The 17,662-nt window shown below is 67.6% G+C and carries 18 protein-coding genes; 2 read left to right on the forward strand and 16 right to left on the reverse strand.

Features of this window, described 5'->3' with window-relative positions:
- Nucleotides 1-126: 126 nt before the first annotated feature.
- The 10 genes from HC028_RS01130 to HC028_RS01175 form a co-directional block, all read right to left on the reverse strand.
- Nucleotides 127-294, reverse strand: a complete 168-nt coding sequence (locus HC028_RS01130; protein ID WP_168071816.1) for a hypothetical protein — start codon at nucleotides 292-294, stop codon at nucleotides 127-129.
- Nucleotides 295-299: 5 nt separating this feature from the next.
- The gene (locus tag HC028_RS01135) at nucleotides 300-509 is read right to left on the reverse strand and encodes a hypothetical protein (protein ID WP_168071817.1); all 210 of its coding nucleotides are present in this window, start codon (nucleotides 507-509) and stop codon (nucleotides 300-302) included.
- A 1,280-nt stretch (nucleotides 510-1,789) separates the two neighbouring features.
- Complete coding sequence (locus HC028_RS01140; protein ID WP_168071818.1) at nucleotides 1,790-2,983, reverse strand: alanine racemase; 1,194 nt, start codon at nucleotides 2,981-2,983, stop codon at nucleotides 1,790-1,792.
- A gap of 21 nt (nucleotides 2,984-3,004) precedes the next feature.
- Complete coding sequence (locus HC028_RS01145) at nucleotides 3,005-3,793, reverse strand: ATP-binding cassette domain-containing protein (protein WP_168071819.1); 789 nt, start codon at nucleotides 3,791-3,793, stop codon at nucleotides 3,005-3,007.
- A gap of 2 nt (nucleotides 3,794-3,795) precedes the next feature.
- Nucleotides 3,796-5,010: an alanine racemase gene (locus tag HC028_RS01150; protein WP_168071820.1), complete on the reverse strand. Its 1,215-nt coding sequence runs from the start codon at nucleotides 5,008-5,010 to the stop codon at nucleotides 3,796-3,798.
- A 9-nt stretch (nucleotides 5,011-5,019) separates the two neighbouring features.
- On the reverse strand, nucleotides 5,020-5,991 hold the full coding sequence (locus HC028_RS01155) for an ABC transporter permease (protein WP_168071821.1): 972 nt from the start codon (nucleotides 5,989-5,991) through the stop codon (nucleotides 5,020-5,022).
- Between the two features lie 61 nt (nucleotides 5,992-6,052).
- A complete protein-coding gene (locus HC028_RS01160) occupies nucleotides 6,053-7,231 on the reverse strand; it encodes a substrate-binding domain-containing protein (protein WP_168071822.1) in 1,179 nt (392 codons plus the stop codon).
- Between the two features lie 105 nt (nucleotides 7,232-7,336).
- The gene (locus HC028_RS01165) at nucleotides 7,337-8,467 is read right to left on the reverse strand and encodes a substrate-binding domain-containing protein (protein ID WP_168071823.1); all 1,131 of its coding nucleotides are present in this window, start codon (nucleotides 8,465-8,467) and stop codon (nucleotides 7,337-7,339) included.
- Between the two features lie 4 nt (nucleotides 8,468-8,471).
- The gene (locus HC028_RS01170) at nucleotides 8,472-9,791 is read right to left on the reverse strand and encodes a M20 family metallopeptidase (RefSeq protein ID WP_168071824.1); all 1,320 of its coding nucleotides are present in this window, start codon (nucleotides 9,789-9,791) and stop codon (nucleotides 8,472-8,474) included.
- Between the two features lie 27 nt (nucleotides 9,792-9,818).
- Nucleotides 9,819-10,781, reverse strand: coding sequence for an ROK family protein (locus HC028_RS01175; RefSeq protein WP_168071825.1), 963 nt, complete (start codon nucleotides 10,779-10,781; stop codon nucleotides 9,819-9,821).
- A gap of 194 nt (nucleotides 10,782-10,975) precedes the next feature.
- Here HC028_RS01175 and HC028_RS01180 point away from each other — a divergent pair, with 194 nt between their 5' ends.
- Complete coding sequence (locus tag HC028_RS01180; protein WP_203981366.1) at nucleotides 10,976-12,115, forward strand: ROK family transcriptional regulator; 1,140 nt, start codon at nucleotides 10,976-10,978, stop codon at nucleotides 12,113-12,115.
- Nucleotides 12,116-12,121: 6 nt separating this feature from the next.
- On the opposite strand, the gene HC028_RS01185 is transcribed toward HC028_RS01180, so the two are convergent.
- Together HC028_RS01185 and HC028_RS01190 are read right to left on the reverse strand one after the other, a co-directional pair.
- Nucleotides 12,122-12,418, reverse strand: coding sequence for a hypothetical protein (locus HC028_RS01185; protein WP_168071826.1), 297 nt, complete (start codon nucleotides 12,416-12,418; stop codon nucleotides 12,122-12,124).
- A 384-nt stretch (nucleotides 12,419-12,802) separates the two neighbouring features.
- Nucleotides 12,803-13,687 (reverse strand): hypothetical protein, encoded by an 885-nt coding sequence (locus HC028_RS01190; protein ID WP_168071827.1) that lies wholly within the window; start codon nucleotides 13,685-13,687, stop codon nucleotides 12,803-12,805.
- Between the two features lie 208 nt (nucleotides 13,688-13,895).
- Between HC028_RS01190 and HC028_RS01195 the strand changes: the two genes are divergently transcribed.
- Complete coding sequence (locus tag HC028_RS01195) at nucleotides 13,896-14,585, forward strand: IS6 family transposase (RefSeq protein ID WP_168072215.1); 690 nt, start codon at nucleotides 13,896-13,898, stop codon at nucleotides 14,583-14,585.
- 144 nt (nucleotides 14,586-14,729) lie between these two features.
- Here HC028_RS01195 and HC028_RS28640 read toward each other — a convergent pair whose 3' ends face one another.
- From HC028_RS28640 to HC028_RS01215, 4 genes are all read right to left on the reverse strand, one after another.
- The gene (locus tag HC028_RS28640; protein WP_168071828.1) at nucleotides 14,730-15,014 is read right to left on the reverse strand and encodes a YrhB domain-containing protein; all 285 of its coding nucleotides are present in this window, start codon (nucleotides 15,012-15,014) and stop codon (nucleotides 14,730-14,732) included.
- Nucleotides 15,015-15,200: 186 nt separating this feature from the next.
- Nucleotides 15,201-16,232: a LacI family DNA-binding transcriptional regulator gene (locus HC028_RS01205; RefSeq protein ID WP_168071829.1), complete on the reverse strand. Its 1,032-nt coding sequence runs from the start codon at nucleotides 16,230-16,232 to the stop codon at nucleotides 15,201-15,203.
- 59 nt (nucleotides 16,233-16,291) lie between these two features.
- Entirely contained in the window at nucleotides 16,292-16,801 is a 510-nt protein-coding gene (locus HC028_RS01210) for an NADPH-dependent FMN reductase (RefSeq protein WP_168071830.1), read from the reverse strand.
- A gap of 43 nt (nucleotides 16,802-16,844) precedes the next feature.
- Nucleotides 16,845-17,633 (reverse strand): HpcH/HpaI aldolase family protein, encoded by a 789-nt coding sequence (locus HC028_RS01215; protein WP_168071831.1) that lies wholly within the window; start codon nucleotides 17,631-17,633, stop codon nucleotides 16,845-16,847.
- Between the last annotated feature and the right edge of the window lie 29 nt (nucleotides 17,634-17,662).

The following is a 17,662-nucleotide window of genomic DNA, read 5'->3' on the forward strand; positions in this document are numbered from 1 at the left end:
GGCGCCGGTTATGCCACGCTTAATAGTTCGTGGCCACGCCACGATCGCGATTAATCAGGGGAATTCAGGACAGGATTCATCGACGCGCTAACCGGATTTGGTCGCGCGTTATCTAATGCTGGTAATTCAGCCGGCCATTGGCGAGGTGTTCGACCCCGCCGTATGGCGTTGAACGATATTCAAATTCAGGATGCGGCTAGTCGTGCAGCCGTTTTTTCCCTCAGCCCAGAGCCCGATCAGAATATTGCGGTACCGCGCGTCGCTGACGTTCGTCAGTGCGCGCAATGCGCCCACGGGTGCTATTCGAAGGAGTCTGCCGTCACGTCCCGTGCGCGCGAGCCGTCGGCGTCGGCCACTCCCAGATGGCCATCCGTGTGCTGCATCGCCAGGTGCGGCACCTCGTGCTGGTGCAGCGGCAGTTCCTCGCGACGATCCAGGCCGACCTGCCAGACCCGTACCAACTCGTTTTCGAACAAAACGCTGCTACCAACCGGAGGCAACTTTGCCATGGGTGGACAGCCTCTAGCGCGACAATGATCAGACAAGGACGTCACGGATACGGCATGCGGTAGCGTGCCGAACCTTACTGGACAGTTGCTCCAGCGGTAGCTTTCGGAGCCAACTGACGTACTCCCACGCACCCAAGATCCCTAGCCCGGGTTGGGGGCTCGCATCTCTGGCCGTGTTCAACTTTCAGGATATGAAAGTTCACTTACGTATACGCAAACCTTAACCACGCCATGATCGACACGTCAACAGTTTCAGTCGTAGGCGTGGAAAATTCGGGTTCACGTACGCCTCGTCCAGACCTGCACTACGGTCCATTAGCAGGATCCGGTGCTGATGGAGGACGCGAGCCTCGGACGCGGGTACGACTGAGCATCGAACTTTTGGTTGGCGACCAGATTCGGCCGGAAGGTAATCGACTCCGACGACGTACCAGCCGACGGTGCAAGCGATCGGCCGGAAACCACGCACCACAGACTTCGTCAACCCTGTGGGTGCCGAAAACGCCATCCACGGGTTGTGACCTGCCGATTCCCGCGACGGAGAATTCCAGCTGGGGCTACCGGCGAATCCACGGCGAGCTGACTACCCCCGCAAGGTCGCCCCTTCGACGGTCGGGGAGATCCTGCGGCGCAACGGGATCGAGCCCGCACCCCAGCGTGACCGCAGACCTGGGCCACTTTCCTGCGCGGCCAAGCACACGCGATCCTCGCTGCCGACTTCTTCGAGATCCAGCCCTTGACCGGAGCACGGCTGTACGTCTTCGCTCCGCGCCGCGGCGCCCCTGCGCCCGCTCCCCCCAACCGATAACCGCACCGGACCGACTCGCCCGCCTCGACATCCGACGACGCGACCGACTCGACGGCATCCTCCACGAGTACCGACATGCCGCTTGATCTGCCCGGGCGGTGTTTTCGGCGCCGCGAAAGGCTCGTTACCGAAGATCCGGTAACGAGCCTTTGACCTGCTGTTTCTCTGGTGGGCGATACTGGGTTTGAACCAGTGACCTCTTTCGGGTCAAGAAACGAACGGTCCGCGCCACCCTGGCCAGCACAAACAGGAGAAGCCGCAGGTCACGGTATGCCGATGCGAGCAGCTCAGCCCGGTCCGGCGCGGTTCGGCACCGTTCGGCACGCCCTGCTGCTCCCAATCTGCTCCCCCGCCGATCACCCCATATGTGAGCCGCGATCAGCGATTAACCGCTACAGCCGTAGCTACTACCGCCGCCTTCGCCGCAGCGGCGGTCACGCATGGCGCAGCATCCGCGCGGCTGTTCCTCGACTCAGACCGAGACTTTCCGCCCGTCAACGGTGAACAAGCCTTCGACCCGCGGATTTCCGCTCTGGATACCGGAGACGGGAGCCACGAGGCTGCGCGTGTAGAACGCCTGTGCCCGGAAGCAGAACACCACCGAGTCGCCGGGCCGCAGGGAACGCTGCGGCGTCTGCGCGAGCCGGCCGTAGAAGTCGATGACCTGGTGGTTCTGGCTGAGGGTGGCGTCCACCCGCTGCTTCACCGCCGTCTCGTAGTCCGCGCCCACGAGCGCCTGCGGCTGGTAGTCGACCGATCCGATGCACAGGTACAGCCCGCCACCGAAGCAGAAGGCGGTGTCCCCGTCGAGGTGGCTGACCTCGCTGAGGTAGAGCATGGCGGGGCGCTCGGGCAGTTCGGCGAAGGCGTGGTACGCACCCGTGGCGGTGAACCCGTGGCCGGGCTCGACCTGGGTGACGCCCGCGTCGGCGAGCATGGCCAGGTTGACCGTGGAGGTCTCCCCCGGGCCGTTCACCGCGACGTCGGTCCAGCCCGCCTTGTGCAGCCGCTCGACGGCCCGCGAGAGCGTACGCAGGTTCGGCGACGGCACGACCTTGTGTGCCTCCCGGTCGAACACCAGCGCCGGGTAGCTGGTGATGCCGCCGAAGTGGGCGCCCTCGAGCGCGTCGAGCCGCTGGGCCACCGCTTCGATGTCATCGGCGTCGAAGCCGCCGGCGTGGGTCTCGATGACGAGCCCGTCTTCGTCGTACACCCGCGCGAGCAGTCGCTGGTCCCGGCCGATGGCGGCGGCCGCGGCGGCCGCTTCGGCGGCCTTCGTGTCGTCGAACACGGTCCAGTTCTGCGGCGCCATCGCCGCCGCCTCCGGCGCGGAGTGGCGGGGAATCTGCACCAGGTGACCGATGTGGCCGACGGGCTGGTCGGCGTCGCGGATGGCACGGGCGCAGGTCATGTCCACCGCCACGAAGGAGTCCACCCCGCTGGCGCGCAGCTTCTCGAGCGCGACCGGGTTGCGCCCGAACTGCTTGGTCATGGCGATGACGTCGAGTCCGAGCCGGTGCGCTTCCCCGCACAGCGTCTCGGCGTTGATGCCCAGCATGTCCAGGTCGATCACGTACGTGTCCGGGGGCAGTTCTCCGGACTGGTGCAGTTCGATCGCCGCGCGGGCGAACGCCGGGTTCTGGGATACCAGGTTGTTGAGGAACATGCGTTTCTCCGTATGAGCAGGTCAGGCGTCCGCGTGCTGCAGGCCCGTAATCATCGACACGATTTCGTTTTTGCTGGTCGTCGCGGTGGACCGGGTACCGATCTGCGTGCCCCGGCGGAGCACGGTGATCCGGTCCGAGATGCGGAAGACCTGGTCCAGGTTGTGGCTCACGACCAGCACCGCGGCGCCACGTTCGCGCAGCCGCAGGATGAGCTCTTCCACCTTGGCCGTCTCCGCGACGCCGAGGGCGGCGGTCGGCTCGTCCATCAGAACGAGGTTGCTCGCCCAGTGCGTCGCCCGGCAGATCGCCACGCCCTGGCGCTGCCCGCCGGACAGCTCCTTGATCGTCGCCTTCGCCGAGGGGATCCGTACGTCGAGGGAGTCCACGAGCTCCTGCGTCTCGCGGGCCATCCGCTTGCGGTCCAGCAGCCGCAGCGGTCCCTTCACGAGCTCGCGCCCGAGGAACATGTTCATGTAGACCGGCTGGTCGTCGACGAGCGCGAGGTCCTGGTAGACGACCTCGACGCCCTGCCGGCGGGCGTCGGACGCGTCGGCGAACGAGACCTGCTTGCCGCCGAGCCAGATCTCGCCCGCGCTCGGCTGGTAAAGGCCGGAGATCATCTTCACGAGCGTCGACTTGCCGGCGCCGTTGTCGCCCACCAACGCGACGATCTCGCCGGCGGCCACCTCGAGATCGAATCGGTTGACGGCCACCACACCGCCGAAGTGCTTCGAGAGGCCGACGAGGCGCAACTGCGGCGTCGACCCTTCGGGTGCGCCGACCTCGCTCGGGACCAGGGGTGCGTTCATCGTCAGATCCTCCCGCGCGCGATGACATCGTGGGCCGACAGCGGCGCCGCGCCGTTGGCCGCCCACACTCCTTCGACCTTCGGAGTGCCGGTCGAGATGCCCGAGATCGCGGCCGTGAGGCCGCGGGTCACGAACACCTGGGGGCGGAACCCGAACAGCACCGTGTCGCCGACGGCGACGCGCCGGCCGTCGAGCGGGATCGTCGCGTAGTAGTCGATGGCCTCCGGCGCGGGCATGTCCACCGCGAGGACCGGCGCCCGCTCCACAGCGTCGTTGACCACGAGCGCGGAGGTGTGGGAGCTGCCGAGCACCGGGTCGACGTACAGGCCACCGCCGAACACGTACGCCGAGTCGTTCCACAGGTGGGAGACCTCGCTGACGTACACGATCGCGGGGTCCTCGACGAGGTCTTCGACCGCGTGCCAGGGGGTCGTACCGGTGAGGCCGTGACCGGGCTCGACCTGGGTCGCTCCGGCCTCGGCGAGGAGTTCGAGCATCGCGGTGGACGTCGTGCCGGGCGTGTTCAGCTCGATGTCCGTACGACCGGCGGCACGCAGCGCGGCGGCCGCCGCGCGCAGCGTCTCCAGGTTCGACGTGGTGCGTACCTTGCCGGCTTCCGCGTCGAACAGCGCGGTGGGGAACGTGGTGATCCCCGCGAACCGGGCACCGGGCAGGGCGTCGAGCCGGTCGGCGACGGCCACCACCTCGTCGGCGGGGAAGCCGCCCTCGTGTCCGCGGTAGAACTTGTCCTGCGGCGAAATGATCCGCGCCAGCAGGTCCTGCGTACGGCCGAGAGCCTGGGCCGCTGCGGCCGCCTCCCGCGCCTTCTCGTCGTTGAAGACGGTCCAGTACAGCGGCTCCAGCGCCGCCGCGTCCCCTGCGGAGTGTCGCGGGATCTGAACCAGGTGTCCGATGTGGCCGGTCCGCAGGCCGCCGGACGCGGCGGCGACGCCACACTCCAGGTCGACGGCGACCGAGTGGCTGATCCCCGACTCGACCAGCCGGCGCGACACGTCGGGATTGCGCCCGATCTGCTTGGTCATCGCGAACGCCTTGAGCCCGAGGCGGTCCGCCTCGGCGCGGATCGCCGCGGCGTTGCGACCCACCGCGTCGAGGTCGATGGCGTAGCAGTTGGGGGGCAGCTTGCCGTCCCGGTGGAGGGTCGCCGCGGCCTCCAGCAGTGCCGGGTTCCGGCGGCGGAGAAGATCGAGGAACATGGGGTCTCCTTACTGGTTCTTCTTGCCGCGCAGCGAGAAGGAGACGGCAATGAGGATGATGATCGCCCGGGCGACCATCTGCTGGGACACCGACAGCCCGGCGAGGACCAGGCCGTTGTTGAGCATGCTCATCAGCAGGCTGCCGATCAGCGCGCCGACAACGGAGCCCTTGCCACCGAACAGGCTCGTACCGCCGACGATCGCCGCGGCGATGACGGTCATCAGATCCGCCTCGCCCAACGTGTACCGGGCCCCCTGCAGCCGCCCGGCGTAGAGCAGCCCAGCGACCGCGGCGGTCATGGCGCTCCCGACGAGCACCATGACACGCACGCGGTTCACCTTGATACCGCTGACCCGCGCCGCCGACGCGTTGTTGCCGACAGCGAGCACGTGCGCGCCGTACCGCTTCCGCTGCAGCAGGACCCAGCCGACGAAGACGGCCGCGGCGGTCCACCACACCAGGATCGGCAGGCCGAGCAGTTCCCCGCCACCGAAGAACGTCACCAGCGTGCTGTCGGTCACCGGGACCGACTGCAGGTTGGTCAGCTGCCGCGCCAGGCCCGCCACCAGCCCCATCGTGGCCAGCGTGACGAGGAAGGACGGCAGCCGCACGAGGGTCACGAACAGCCCGTTGACCAGGCCGACGGCCAGACCGACGGCCAGGCTGACGAGCACCGCGAGCCACCACTGTTCAGTTTCGCGCGCCGTCACCGCGGCGGCGAGCGCCGACAGCGCCACGACCGAACCGATGGACAGGTCGATCTCGCCGGCACTGAGCACGAAGACCATGCCGATCGCCATGACCGTCACCGGCGCGGCCTGGATGACGATGTTCGCCAGGTTCTCCGGGGTCAGGAAGTACTGCGTCTGGGTGACCGCGAAGAACGCGAACACCAGCACAAATCCGATGTAGACCACGTAGTTCTTGGCGTCGAACTTCTTCATCCACCCCCTCGGACTCGCCTGGGTGCTGACGGTCATGGCGATGCTCCTTCTCGTCCTTCGTATGCCTTCAGAGCTGTCGGGGCGGCGGCTTGCCGGACTACTTGCTGGCGGCGGCGATGTCGGCGGGCAGGGTCACGCCGAACGTCGACTCCCAGCCCTGCTTGAGGTTCTTCTTCGTGACCGGGAAGGCCGGCACGACGGCCATCGGCGGAGCCTGCTTGCCGAGGAGGCCGTAGGCGCCGGAGATGGCGAGCGTGTGGCCGAACTCGACCGCCAGGGTGGAGGTCATCTCCTTGATCAGGCCACCCCGAGCCATGTCGAGGGCGTTGGTGTTGCCCAGGTCGATCGTGTAGACGCCGATGTCCTGGCGGCCGGCGTTGCGCAGCGCGGCGACCACGCCCTCGGCGGCCGTGTCCCACGGCGCGAAGATGGCCTTGATGTCGGGGTGCCGGGCGATCATCGCCGACGCGATGTCCTCGACCTTGGCCGGGTCGGCCATCGGTGCCCGCTCCACAACCTCGATGCCCGGGTACTTCGCCTTCAGCGTCTGCTCGAACGCGCGCTCGCGCTCGTTCACCACGAAGAAGTTGGCGTCGTAGAAGATCTGCCCGATCTTGGCCTTGCCGCCCAGGTCGTCACCGAGGGCCTTGGCGGTCACGTCGCCGAGCCCCTTGAGGTCGTAGGTGACCAGGCTGATGTAGTCCTTGCCGGCCTTGAAGTCCTTCGGCTTGACGCTCGCGAACACGAGCTTGACGCCCTGGTCGACCGCGGGCTTGAAGGTCGCGAAGTCGGCCACCGGGTCGAGCGCGATGGTGACGATGAGGTCGGGCTTGAGGGCCAGCACGCTCTGCACGTCGTTGGCCAGCCGCGGCTGGTCCATGTTGGCGTCCGTGGTGGCGATGACCTGCACGCCCAGCTGCTCGAACGTCTCCTTGACGCCCGTGGCGAGGGCGTTCATGAAGGGCGAGGAGGTGTGCCAGACGATCGCGGCGCGGTAGTTGCCCTTCTTGACCTTCTCGACCTCCTCGGGGGTCAGCTTCACGTCGCGGTACCACACCGGGGTCTCGCCGTCCGGTCCGCGCGTCTCGATCGTGTCGGCCAGCGGGACGGGCGACTTGTAGCGCTTGAGGCCGCCCGCGTCGGTCTCGATGACGGAGTCCACCGTCTTGCCGGAGTTGGCGGCCGTCGACGACTTGTTGCTGTCGACGCTGCAACCGCCGATCAGCAGTCCCGCCCCCGCCGCGGCGGCTAGCGACACGAAAGCCCGTCTTCTCATAGAGTGCTGCTCCTTGTTCGTTGAAAGTCCTGCTTGTCGGCGCGAGAGGGCGCCGTGGTCACGGTCGGATGGATACGGCGCGGCTTCGCGCCGTATCCGTCTCGACTACTTGTTGAGGGCGTCCTTGACGGCCTTGGGCACGTCCTGGTGCCAGGCCGCGTAGCCCTCGGCGATGTTGTCGCGGGTCACGGTGACGGCGTCGACGATGCCGAACTCCGGCGCCTGCTTGCCGATCAGCGAGTACGCGGCCGAGACCGCCATGGCCTTGCCGAACTCGTACGCCTTGTCGCAGACGAGCCCGACCGTGGCGCCCTTCGCGGCCATGTTGGTGGCGATGGTGTCGTCGAGGTCGATGGTGGCGAGCTTCGTCGTCGTGTTGCCGGCGTTGTTGAGGGCGGCGAGCACGCCCTGGGCGGGCTGGGCCCAGCTGGTGTAGATGCCGCCGAGGTTCGGGTGCTGAGCGATGACCGCGTTGGCGATCTCCTCGGCCTTGTTGGGGTCCGAGAAGCCCTGCTGCGCCACGATCTTGATGTCGGGGAACTCCTTCTGGAGCGTCACCTTGAACGCGGCGTCACGCATGTTCGTGACGTGGAACTGGGCGTCGTAGAAGATGATGCCGACCTCGCCCTTGCCGCCCATGGCCTTACCGAGCGCCTCTGCGGCGCGCTTGCCGAGCTGGAAGAGGTCACCGGTGACGATGGCCTGGTACTGCTTGCCCCAGGTGTACCCCTCCGGCGCCTGGTCGGCGTAGATCAGCTTCACGCCCTGGTCCACGGCGGCCTGGTACGCCGCGCCACCGGTCGTCGGGTCGACGGCCTGGCCGAGGATCACGTTCGGCTTGCGCGCCAGCGCGGTCTGGATCTGGTTGGCCTGGGTCGCCGGGTCGAACTTCGCGTCCGCGGTGGCGACCACCTCGATGCCGAGCCGGGCGAACTCGTCCAGCGCGCCCTGCTGCACGGCACCCGACCACGCCGACATCTCGTGCCAGAGCAGCGCCGCTTTGAAGTGGCCCGCCTTGACCTGGGCGACCTCGGCGTCGGTCAGCTTGAGATCGGTGACGTGGGTCGGCTGCTCGCCCTTCGGCCCGACCGTCCCGGTGATTTTCTTGTCGATGACGGTGTTCGACGGCACCGCCGAGCTGCTCGACTTCTCACCGCCCGCCCCGCCACCGCATGCGGCGAGCGCCAGGCTGGCGGCGAGCGCGACGACACCAATCGTTAAACGTTTACGGTTCATTTCCTTACCCTTCGCGACCTGGGTTGGCTGAGGTGTGGTGTGGCGCGGTCCCGGATGGGTGGCCGAGGTCGCGGACACCGCAGTAATCCACAATGAACTGTAGGTAGACCGATACGGCGGCGAGATACTCGTCGACGTTCATGTGCTCGTCGAAGGTATGGCAGTGGCTGATGTCGCCGGGTGCGAGGTAGACCGTCGGGATGCCGAGGTCCCTGCGCAGGAACGGCCCCTCCGACCAGTACGGGCCGGCGTCGATGTCGCCGCGGTCGGGCAGGTGCCGCTTGACGATCTGCTGCAGCATCCGCACCGGCTCGAACTCCGGGTCGGTGACGTGCGGCGTACCGCCAAGTTCGTGGTCGCGGCTCGCCGGGTACGACGTGCTGACCGTGACCCGCGGGTCGCTGATCGCGCCGCGAATGACCGCCTCCAGCTCGTCGCGCGCCGCGCTGAGGTCCTCGTCCGGGGTCAGCTTGCGGATGATGCTCAGCCGGCACTCCCCCGGCACGGCGACGGACCCGCCGCCGGTCACGCCGGTGACCAGCAGTGACGGGGTGCCGATGAGCGGGTCAGCGGCCCGGGTCCGCAGGTCCTCGTCGTGCGCCCACAGCGCCCGGAGCACCTCGTCCGCGGCGCGCAGCGCGTCGACGCCGAGCTCCGGGCGGCCGAAGTAGGCGGACTTGCCGGTCAGGACGATGTCGGTGATGAAGAAGCCCATGTGCGACGTGTAGACCTGCATCGTCGTCGGCTCGCCGTAGATCGCCAGGTCCGCGCGGATCGGCATCCGGTCGGCGACGGCGATCGCCCGCTTGATTCCCTCGCTGGTGCCGGACCCCTCCTCGCCGCTCTCCTCGTCGGCGACGAACAGCGCCGTCACCGGCTTGACCGGCGCGAGGCCGGACCGGTGAAGCTGTCGCAGCGCGGCGATGAGGACGGCGATGCCGCCCTTGCAGTCGGCGACACCGCGACCCCACACGGCCCCGTCGATGATCGGGGCGCCGTAGGGGCTCTCCCGCTCGGTCCCGGCCCAGTGCTCCGTCCAGCCGCGAACGTGCACCGTGTCCAGATGGCCCAGGAACAGCAGGCCTCCGCTCGCCGACTCCGTATCGGTGCCCCAGGTGGCCCAGGTGTTCGCGCGGTTCGGCGCGAACACGTCGACCTCGACGGCGGACACGACGCCGCGCAACTGGTCGGCGGCCCAGCGCGCGGCTGCCTCCTCGTCGCCCGTGACGCTCGGGATCGACACCAGGTCACGCAGGATGGCGACCGCGGCGTCGTCGTCCCTGGCCGCGTTCACCCGTGCTACAAGCTCGTCGCTCAGGTTCATGGATGTGCTCTCTGGTCGTGGGTGGAGTCAGTGGGTCAGAGCGGCCCGGAGCGGGCCGGGCCGGCGTTCGGCGGCGTTCAACGCCAGGGTGACGGCCCCGTGCAGGGAGGCGTCCTCGGTGAACCGCGCCGCCAGCACCTCGGGCGGAAACGGCACCGTGCGGTTGAGCTGGGCCCGCAGCACCGCCAGCAGCGGCGCGGCGGAGGCCATCATTCCCCCGCCGACGACGACGCGGGCGGGATCGATGAGGACGGCGAAGTTCGCCACCGCGGCGGCCAGCACGCCGAGGGCGTGGTGCAGGATCTGTTGGGCCTCCGGGTCCGTGCGGTTGAACAGAGCCTCGGCGTCGACGTCCTCGCCGAGCAGACGGGACGCCCGTTCCCCGAGCGCCTTGCCCCCGATGACCTCTTCGAGCGGGGCGCGGTCGGTCGACGAGGATGGAGCCATCTCGATGCCGACGTAACCGATCTCGCCCGCCGCGTGATGGGCGCCGGCGAGCACGCTTCCATTGATCGTGATCGCCGCGGCGATTCCCGTGCCGAGACTGAGGTAGAGGCCGGGGTCGGCGCCCCGGAGGTTCCCACGGAGGGCCTCGGCGAGGGCTCCGGCCCGGACGTCGTTCCACACCGGAACGGAATCGACCTCGAACGCTTGCGCCAGCCGGCGGCTGATGGCCAGGTCCTCCCAGCCGGGGAGGTTGGGCGCCAGCTGGATCCGGTCGTCCTGGACGACTCCCGGACAGACCGCCGCGTGACCGACGACGGCGATCCCGTGCTCCTCCGCACCGGCGGTGAGCTTGCGGACCACCTCAGCCACCCGCTGCAACGCCTGGTCGGGACCCTCGCGCGCGAGGGTCGGAAGCCGGAGCCGTTCCAGGATGGAGCCCGTGGCGGACGCCAACGCCACATCAATCTTGGTGCCGCCGAAGTCGACACCGATGACCGCTGTGGACCGTGGCGCCCCCTGCGACAGCTGGTCGAGGTGCAACATGTTTAGGAGAATTTATTAAACTCTCCTCAAGGTCAAGTACCGGTTCAAATCCCGAGATCTTTCCGTTACGTTAACTGGTCATTCGTTACCTAAACTGCACATCCGTACCCGACACCTGGAGGGCAACAATGCGGTCGGCTGGCCAGACCCCCGCAGGCCTCACCCCCGCCGTGGCCCCCTCGTTGATGCGGACGATGAACCAGCGCCTGCTGCTGGACCGCCTCTTCACCAACGGCCCGGCCACGCGTCCGCAACTGGCCCGCGATACCGGCCTATCGCAGCCGACCGTGCATGCGGCCCTGGCCGATCTCGAGCAGGCGGGACTGGCCCGGGCGGCCGGCCGGCCGGAGACCGGGCACGGCCGTCCGGCACAGCTGTACGAAGCCGACCCCAGCGCCGGGACCGTCGCGGCGGTGGACATCGGGCACGACTGGCTGCGCCTGGTCGTCACCGACCTCGCCAGCAACCAACTCAGCCGCATCGACGTCCGCAACGATGCGCGGTCGGCCCGTGCCCTGGTCGAGCGGGTCAGCGCCGCCGTGGCGGACGCGGCCGCGAAGGCGAGCCTGCCCACGACCGCCATCACCCACACCGTGATCGGATCGCCCGGCGTGTTCCGACCACAGCAGGGCAGCGTGGCGTACGCGGCCAACCTCCCCGGTTGGCAACGACCCGGCCTCGCAGAAGCGCTCACGGCGCAGATCGGCACCCCGGTCACGATCGACAACGACGCGAACCTCGCGGCGCTCGGCGAGCACAGCGAGGGCGCCGGCCGAGGGGTGACCCACTTCGCTTACCTGCACGTCGGCACCGGTGTCGGTCTCGGCCTCATCCTGAACGGCCACATCTACCGTGGCTTCTCCGGCGCCGCCGGCGAGGTCGGCTACATCCCGCTCGGCGAACCCCCGTACGACCAGGCGCGCAATCCGGAACGCGGAATCCTGGAGGAGGCGCTGGCTGCCGACGCGGTCGTCGCCTACGCCCGCGCGGCTGGCATGTCCGATCCGCTGACGGCGGCAGCGGTCTTCGCCGCGGCCCGCGAGGGGGTCCAGCCCGCGCTGACCGCCGTACGGCGCGAGGCCGAGCGGCTCGCGCAGCTCATCGCCGCCGTGTGCGCCTTCCTCGACCCCGAACTGATCGTCATCGGCGGAGGTGTCGGACAGAACCTCGACATGCTCGAGTCGGACCTGCAGACCGCACTGCAGCGGATCACGCCGCTGCGCGCCCGGCTCGCGGTGGGCGAACTGGGCACCGACGCGGTGCTGCGCGGGGCTATCGCGACGGGCGTCGCGATCGCCCGAGAGGCCGTTTTCACGGCACGCCTCGGCTCCTGACGAAGCTCAGTACCCAAACACCACACCCGGATTCCGTTCAGCCAACTCCTCCGCAACGGTGTCGTCGACCCCAGCCAGGCGGATGCGCTTCTTGGTCGCGCAGCGCGGGTACTGGGCACCGGCTGTGCGGTCAAGGACTCGATCCGACATCCACCCGCCGACGTTCGCCGCCACCAAGCCGGTCACCCATGCCCAATCGGGAACAGCGCGGTGCTGAAGGTGGAGATAGGCGTACGCACACAACAAACCGGCCGCATACACCCCCACCAACGAATCGACCAGCTTGCCCTTCACATAAGCCAATGCGGAAGTCCTACGCATTCGCCTGGCGGACGTAGCGTCCACTGGTAGGCGAATTTTCGTGGCGCGCCCGATTGCAGGCACGGGCAGGCAGTGGACGGTAATCCAGGTTGGGTTCTCTGTGCCATCAGTAATCGCCCTCGAGGGGAAGGAGAGCGCCGCTAGCTCAGCTCGCCCGACAATCAGAGTTCTGGACAACGATCCCCTCCGGTAATACGACGTCCCGGCCGCTGCCAGTAGTCGACGAGCAGTACCCGCGACGCCCTATCAGGTGGATCTCGCCCGGTCCGGCCAGTCCCTGCCGATCCATCCACGCGTGAGCGCTGGCCCACCGTTGCCTCTGCCAGCCGAGTTGCTCCCCCGACTTACAAAGTCGGCACGCAACCGTTATCGCAATTTTTGGACATCATATCTCATGAATGCCGCGAGAACGGTGGTTACCAAAATCGCCAACGCACCGAGGAGACTGAGCGCCTTAATGCCGAAGAACATGTAGGCGCCCCAGATCGCCGGCGGGGTCACCGTGTCCGGCAATCCGGCGTACGAGTGGACGAGGTCGACGGTCGTGAGCACGGTACCCGGCAGCAGCGCCGCGAGCCCCCCGCCGCCCACGATCCCGACGACGGTTCCGGCGATTCTCGGCATCCGGGCCAGCCGCCGAACGGTGAAGACCCCGAGCGCACCGCCCAGCACGAAGCCGACCACCCACCCACCGAGGGTGAACGGCCAGACCCGCGCCGGCTCGTCGCGGCCCACCTCTACGGCGATCCGGCCGCTGCCGGTGCTCCGCAGGAGCGGTGAGCCGCTCTCCGTGGCCGGGTAGGACGTGATCGACAGCGTTCCGTTCCGGGCCGTCACGCCGTCATCCCACGGGCTGGCCCCGACCCGCCAGCCTTCGGTCGCGAGCCGGTGGCGCATCTGCGCCACCGTCCCGGCGTCGTCGCCGCCCGCCAGCAGCACCTGGACGTAACCGGCGTTGTAGTCGTCGTTGCCGACGAGCGCGACCAGCACACGTCCGGCGCCGTCGCCAGGTTCTTCATAGGCGAACACGTGATCCCAGCGGTCCACTTTGACCACGGTCGCCTGCGGCACGAGCCGCTGCACCCTGGCCACCGCGTCGGCGTCGCTCGGCAGCGGCCCGCCCCCTCGCCAGCCGAGCCACCCCCCGAAGGCGGCGCCGACGGCAGCCAAGATCAGGCCAGTGAGCAGCCCGACGAGGACCGGGACGAGCTGGCGACGACGGCCACCGGCAGCCGCGGGCAACGACCTCACTAGACTCCCCTCCCGGCTCAGAAGACCCATACGGACCACTTGATCCTGATCCAGCTTCCCGGTCGCCGCCAGTAGAGGTAGTAGACCCAGGCGTACGGGCTGGAGAACGAGGCTACGTCGGTCATCCAGACGGGGTCCGTTGCGTTGAGCGCCGGCATGATCGAGACACACTTGGGATGTGAAGTCGTCGATCCATTCCCGCATTTGGCTGCCACCGCGATCGGCGTTCACCGGGTTCCGGTTCCCGTCGGAGGTGATCGTGGTCGCGGTCCGCTGGTACCTACGGTTCAATCTGTCCTACTGGGATGCGGAGGAACTGCTGGTCGAACGCGGCATCGAGGTCGACCACGTCACCGTCTACCGGTGGGTGCAACGATTCACGCCGCTGCTGGCCGACGCTCCCCGATACTGCCGCCACGCGCCAAGTGACAGGTGGTTCGTCAACGAGACCTACGTCAAGGTCAACGGTGTGTGGCGTTACGTATACCGGGCGATAGATCAGTACGGGCAGGTCATCGACGTGCTCGTCGCTGCCCGCCGGGACGCTGATGCGGCTCGGCGGTTCTTCCGGCGGGCGTTGTCGGCGTTGAAGGTCACGCCGACCGAGGTGGTCACCGACGCCGCCGCGGTCTATCCCGCGGTGCTCGACGAGCTCATCCCCGCCGCGTGGCATCACATCGAGCAGTACGCGAACAACCCGATCGAGGCTGATCACAGCAGGCTCAAACACCGGCTACGCCCGATGCGCGGCCTACGAACTGACCACACCGCGCAGACGGTCATCGCCGGACACACCTTCCTGCAGAACCTTCGCCGCGGCCACTACGAACTCGAACTCGACGCCCCACCCACCTTGCGGGTCACCGCCGCATTCACCGAACTCGCCCACGCAATCTGAGCTTGGGCCAAACCGAGGTTCAACACGTCCGCTAATCAGACAATGCAACGGCGCCCAATGTCGACAATAGAAGGGGCCAACCGGATCAATGGTTCTACCATACGCCCAGCCCGACTGCCATCGCGATTACCAGCCGGCGGAGCATCAATTCACCTCCGATACAGATTCTTCGATTGGCTTCAATATGGGCAACCAACACACCTCGCCATCGAATCGCTTGACCAGGAATGGGCGATTACCAAGGAGCTTGTGACTGAATTCACCCGTCTGGAGGTATAGCCTAGATTGATAGAAGAATACCCAACCCTTAGGGAACTCCAACGTTGCATTCTCGACCAGCATCAATGTATCACCTGGAGGCAGCCATCTTGTCGGGATTAACTCGAGCTGGGCAACGGCAATTCGATGGGCTTCATTTCTATCAATCATGGCCTATTCGTCCACATATAACGGAGTCCTCCACGGTTCCAGGGGATTGACACCTCCGGATCGAGGCGTTGCGACGACCGCTTGAATCCGCCGTTGCGGAAATGCGCAGACGACGCCGCAGAAGGCTGAATGCCGGCGTCGAGAACGATCATGTGGATGCCTGCCGCCGCGGTATCCACAGCTGGGTCAGCGCTGGGGCGTGCTGGCGCGCACAACGACTTCGCCTCGGATCCGTCGCGAGCGTGGCTTGTCGGCGCGCTCCAGGAAAACGAGGTCGAGCGCCGAGGCTCCGATGTCTTCGAGCGGGAGCGTGACGGTCGTCAACGTCGGGGTGATGTCGCGGAGCATGCTGAAGTCTCCGAACCCCGCCATGGCCATGTCTCGCGGTACTTCCAGGCCGCGTTCCCGCATGGCTGCGATGGCCCCCATCGCCATCACGTCGTTGACGGCGAAGAGACATCTGGCCTCGGTGCCCCGGTCCAGGAGCTGGTTCATCGCGGAGTATCCGCCCTCGCGGTCGAACCCACCGCGGACCACGTCCACGGAATCGCCGTGGATGTCGGCACCGGCCAGACCCGCCCGGAATCCGGCGAGGCGGTCCCTCGCCGTCAGCAGCCCGGGGGGACCCGCGAGGACGGCGAACCGCCGGTAGCCGAGCCCCACGAGCGTCTCGGCCAGATTCCGCGCGCCGGCGTGGTTCTCCACCACCACGGTGTCCACCGGCAGCTTGCTCTGGCTGATCATCACGACTCGGCCGCCGGTACCCTCGAACGCCACCAGCTCCTGGCCGAGCCGCTCCAGACTCACCGTGTCGTCGAGCCGGCTCCCGGCGAGGATGACGGCGCGGGCCCGTTGACCACGGAACGCCGCGATGTGCACCGCCTCCCGATCGGCGTCACGGCCGGTGCTCGCCACCGTCACCAGCAGGCCGCTCTTCTCCGCGGCCCCCATGACGCCGGAGGCGATCGCCGAGAAGTAGGGGTCGGCGATCTCGTGCACCAGGAGCCCCACGAGATTGCTACGCCCCCTGGCCACAACCTGGGCCGCGGCGTTGGGGCTGTAGTTCAGGGCCGCCGCAGCTTCCAGGACTCGCAGCCGGAGATCCTCACGGACCCTGCGGGCACTGCCGTTCAGCGCCCGAGACGCCGTAGCCAGCGACACCCCCGCCTCCGTGGCGACGTCGAAGAGGGTTACCGTCCGCGCCTCCTGCGCAACCATCGAGGCACCTCCATCCGTTGCGCCTGGACGCGGAAAGCCTATTCCATTTCGCCAAGCGCTCACCCCGTCGGCGTGGAGGCGCCGTCAAGCAGCGACGTCACGACGGGACGCCACTGCTTCAGCCACGCCTCCCAGCTCGGATCCTTGCGGTACGAGCTGTCTAGCTGGTAAAGCCCCTGGGTCGGGCAGGTCGCCCCCAGCTCGACGAGTACCGGCTTGAGGAGCAGTTCCGGAGCGAGGTGATGTGCCGGGCCGGCGCCCAGCATCATCGGAACGGCGACGACCCCGGCCAGGCCGGTGCCGGTGGCGAACTGGTCCAGGAAGAGCTTCAACAGACCGGTATAGGTCGCCTTGAAGGTGGGCGATGCCACGACGACGAGGTCGGAACCCTGAACCCGCTGGATGATGTCCGCGACCTGCTCGTCGCCCCAGCCCAGCAGGCGGGGCGCGAAGTCCACGACGTCGATGACCTCGGGCTCGACGTCGGTGAGGTCCTTGGCCAGCAGCGCACCGGCATCTGCGGTACGCGACTGCGGTTTGGGGTTGCCGACAACGACAGTGACTTTCATTCCGCTGCTCCCTTTCTGCTGAGTTCGATCGTTCTTCCCGCCGTCAGGCCGGCTCGGGAGACGCCAGCGCGTCCCTCACCGCAGCGATCAGCTGCTTGTACATCTTCGGGATCATCATCGAGTCGAGGCCGAAGAGCAGGAGCGTCGCCCCGCGGCTGACGGCGTGCGCGACCGCCGACGGGTCGTCCACCAGGAACGCCATCAGAAACTGGTCGTCCTTGGACCGGACGGCGTCATAGATCCGGTCGACCTGGCCGAGCACCGTCGGATGGGCGCGGTCCAGGCCCTGGCTCAGCGCGAGGTCACCAGACCCGGGCGTGATACCGGACAGGCCGGGAACCCGCACGATGGAGTCGATGTTCTGCACCCCTTCGGGATCCTCGACTATCGCGAAGACAAGAGTGTCCTGGTTCAAACGAACGGGGTCTCCCCAGTCACCGCGGCTGACGCCGTCCCGCGCCTGCCTGCGCCCGAAGCCCAGACCCCGGGAACCCTCCGGGGGATACATCGCGGCCCGGACCGCTGCCTCCGCGGCTGCCGCGTCGGACACGTGGGCGACCATCACGCCGGAGGCGCCCGCGTCGAGGAACCGCCCGATCAACCCGACGTCGTCCACAGCGATCCTGACCAGAACCTCGACGCCACCGACCTCAGCGGCGCGGATCAGGTGTTGAACCGTCTCGACGTCCCGGACGCCGTGCTCGTACTCGATCATCACGAAGTCGAACCCGCAGTAGGCGACCAACTCGATGAGCGTGGGATCGCGGAGAGCATGGAAAGACCCGAGCAGGATCTCCCCGTCTCGCATTCTCTGCGCCAAACTGCCCGGCATCTGGAACCTCCATCACTGTCGGAGACTGT

The organism is Planosporangium flavigriseum, assembly GCF_011947225.1.
In the GTDB taxonomy this organism is placed as follows: Bacteria; Actinomycetota; Actinomycetes; order Mycobacteriales; family Micromonosporaceae; genus Planosporangium; species Planosporangium flavigriseum.

What these genes read in the sequence shown, in the direction of transcription:
- HC028_RS01140 (WP_168071818.1), bottom strand. Translation starts at nt 2,983, where the DNA reads ATGTTCCTCAACAACCTGGTATCCCAGAACCCGGCGTTCGCCCGCGCG.
- HC028_RS01160 (WP_168071822.1), bottom strand. Translation starts at nt 7,231, where the DNA reads ATGAGAAGACGGGCTTTCGTGTCGCTAGCCGCCGCGGCGGGGGCGGGA.
- HC028_RS01215 (WP_168071831.1), bottom strand. Translation starts at nt 17,633, where the DNA reads ATGCCGGGCAGTTTGGCGCAGAGAATGCGAGACGGGGAGATCCTGCTC.
- HC028_RS01155 (WP_168071821.1), bottom strand. Translation starts at nt 5,991, where the DNA reads ATGACCGTCAGCACCCAGGCGAGTCCGAGGGGGTGGATGAAGAAGTTC.
- HC028_RS01170 (WP_168071824.1), bottom strand. Translation starts at nt 9,791, where the DNA reads ATGAACCTGAGCGACGAGCTTGTAGCACGGGTGAACGCGGCCAGGGAC.
- HC028_RS01145 (WP_168071819.1), bottom strand. Translation starts at nt 3,793, where the DNA reads ATGAACGCACCCCTGGTCCCGAGCGAGGTCGGCGCACCCGAAGGGTCG.
- HC028_RS01150 (WP_168071820.1), bottom strand. Translation starts at nt 5,010, where the DNA reads ATGTTCCTCGATCTTCTCCGCCGCCGGAACCCGGCACTGCTGGAGGCC.
- HC028_RS01180 (WP_203981366.1), top strand. Translation starts at nt 10,976, where the DNA reads ATGAACCAGCGCCTGCTGCTGGACCGCCTCTTCACCAACGGCCCGGCC.
- HC028_RS01205 (WP_168071829.1), bottom strand. Translation starts at nt 16,232, where the DNA reads ATGGTTGCGCAGGAGGCGCGGACGGTAACCCTCTTCGACGTCGCCACG.
- HC028_RS01175 (WP_168071825.1), bottom strand. Translation starts at nt 10,781, where the DNA reads ATGTTGCACCTCGACCAGCTGTCGCAGGGGGCGCCACGGTCCACAGCG.
- HC028_RS28640 (WP_168071828.1), bottom strand. Translation starts at nt 15,014, where the DNA reads ATGATTGATAGAAATGAAGCCCATCGAATTGCCGTTGCCCAGCTCGAG.
- HC028_RS01210 (WP_168071830.1), bottom strand. Translation starts at nt 16,801, where the DNA reads ATGAAAGTCACTGTCGTTGTCGGCAACCCCAAACCGCAGTCGCGTACC.
- HC028_RS01165 (WP_168071823.1), bottom strand. Translation starts at nt 8,467, where the DNA reads ATGAACCGTAAACGTTTAACGATTGGTGTCGTCGCGCTCGCCGCCAGC.
- HC028_RS01135 (WP_168071817.1), bottom strand. Translation starts at nt 509, where the DNA reads ATGGCAAAGTTGCCTCCGGTTGGTAGCAGCGTTTTGTTCGAAAACGAG.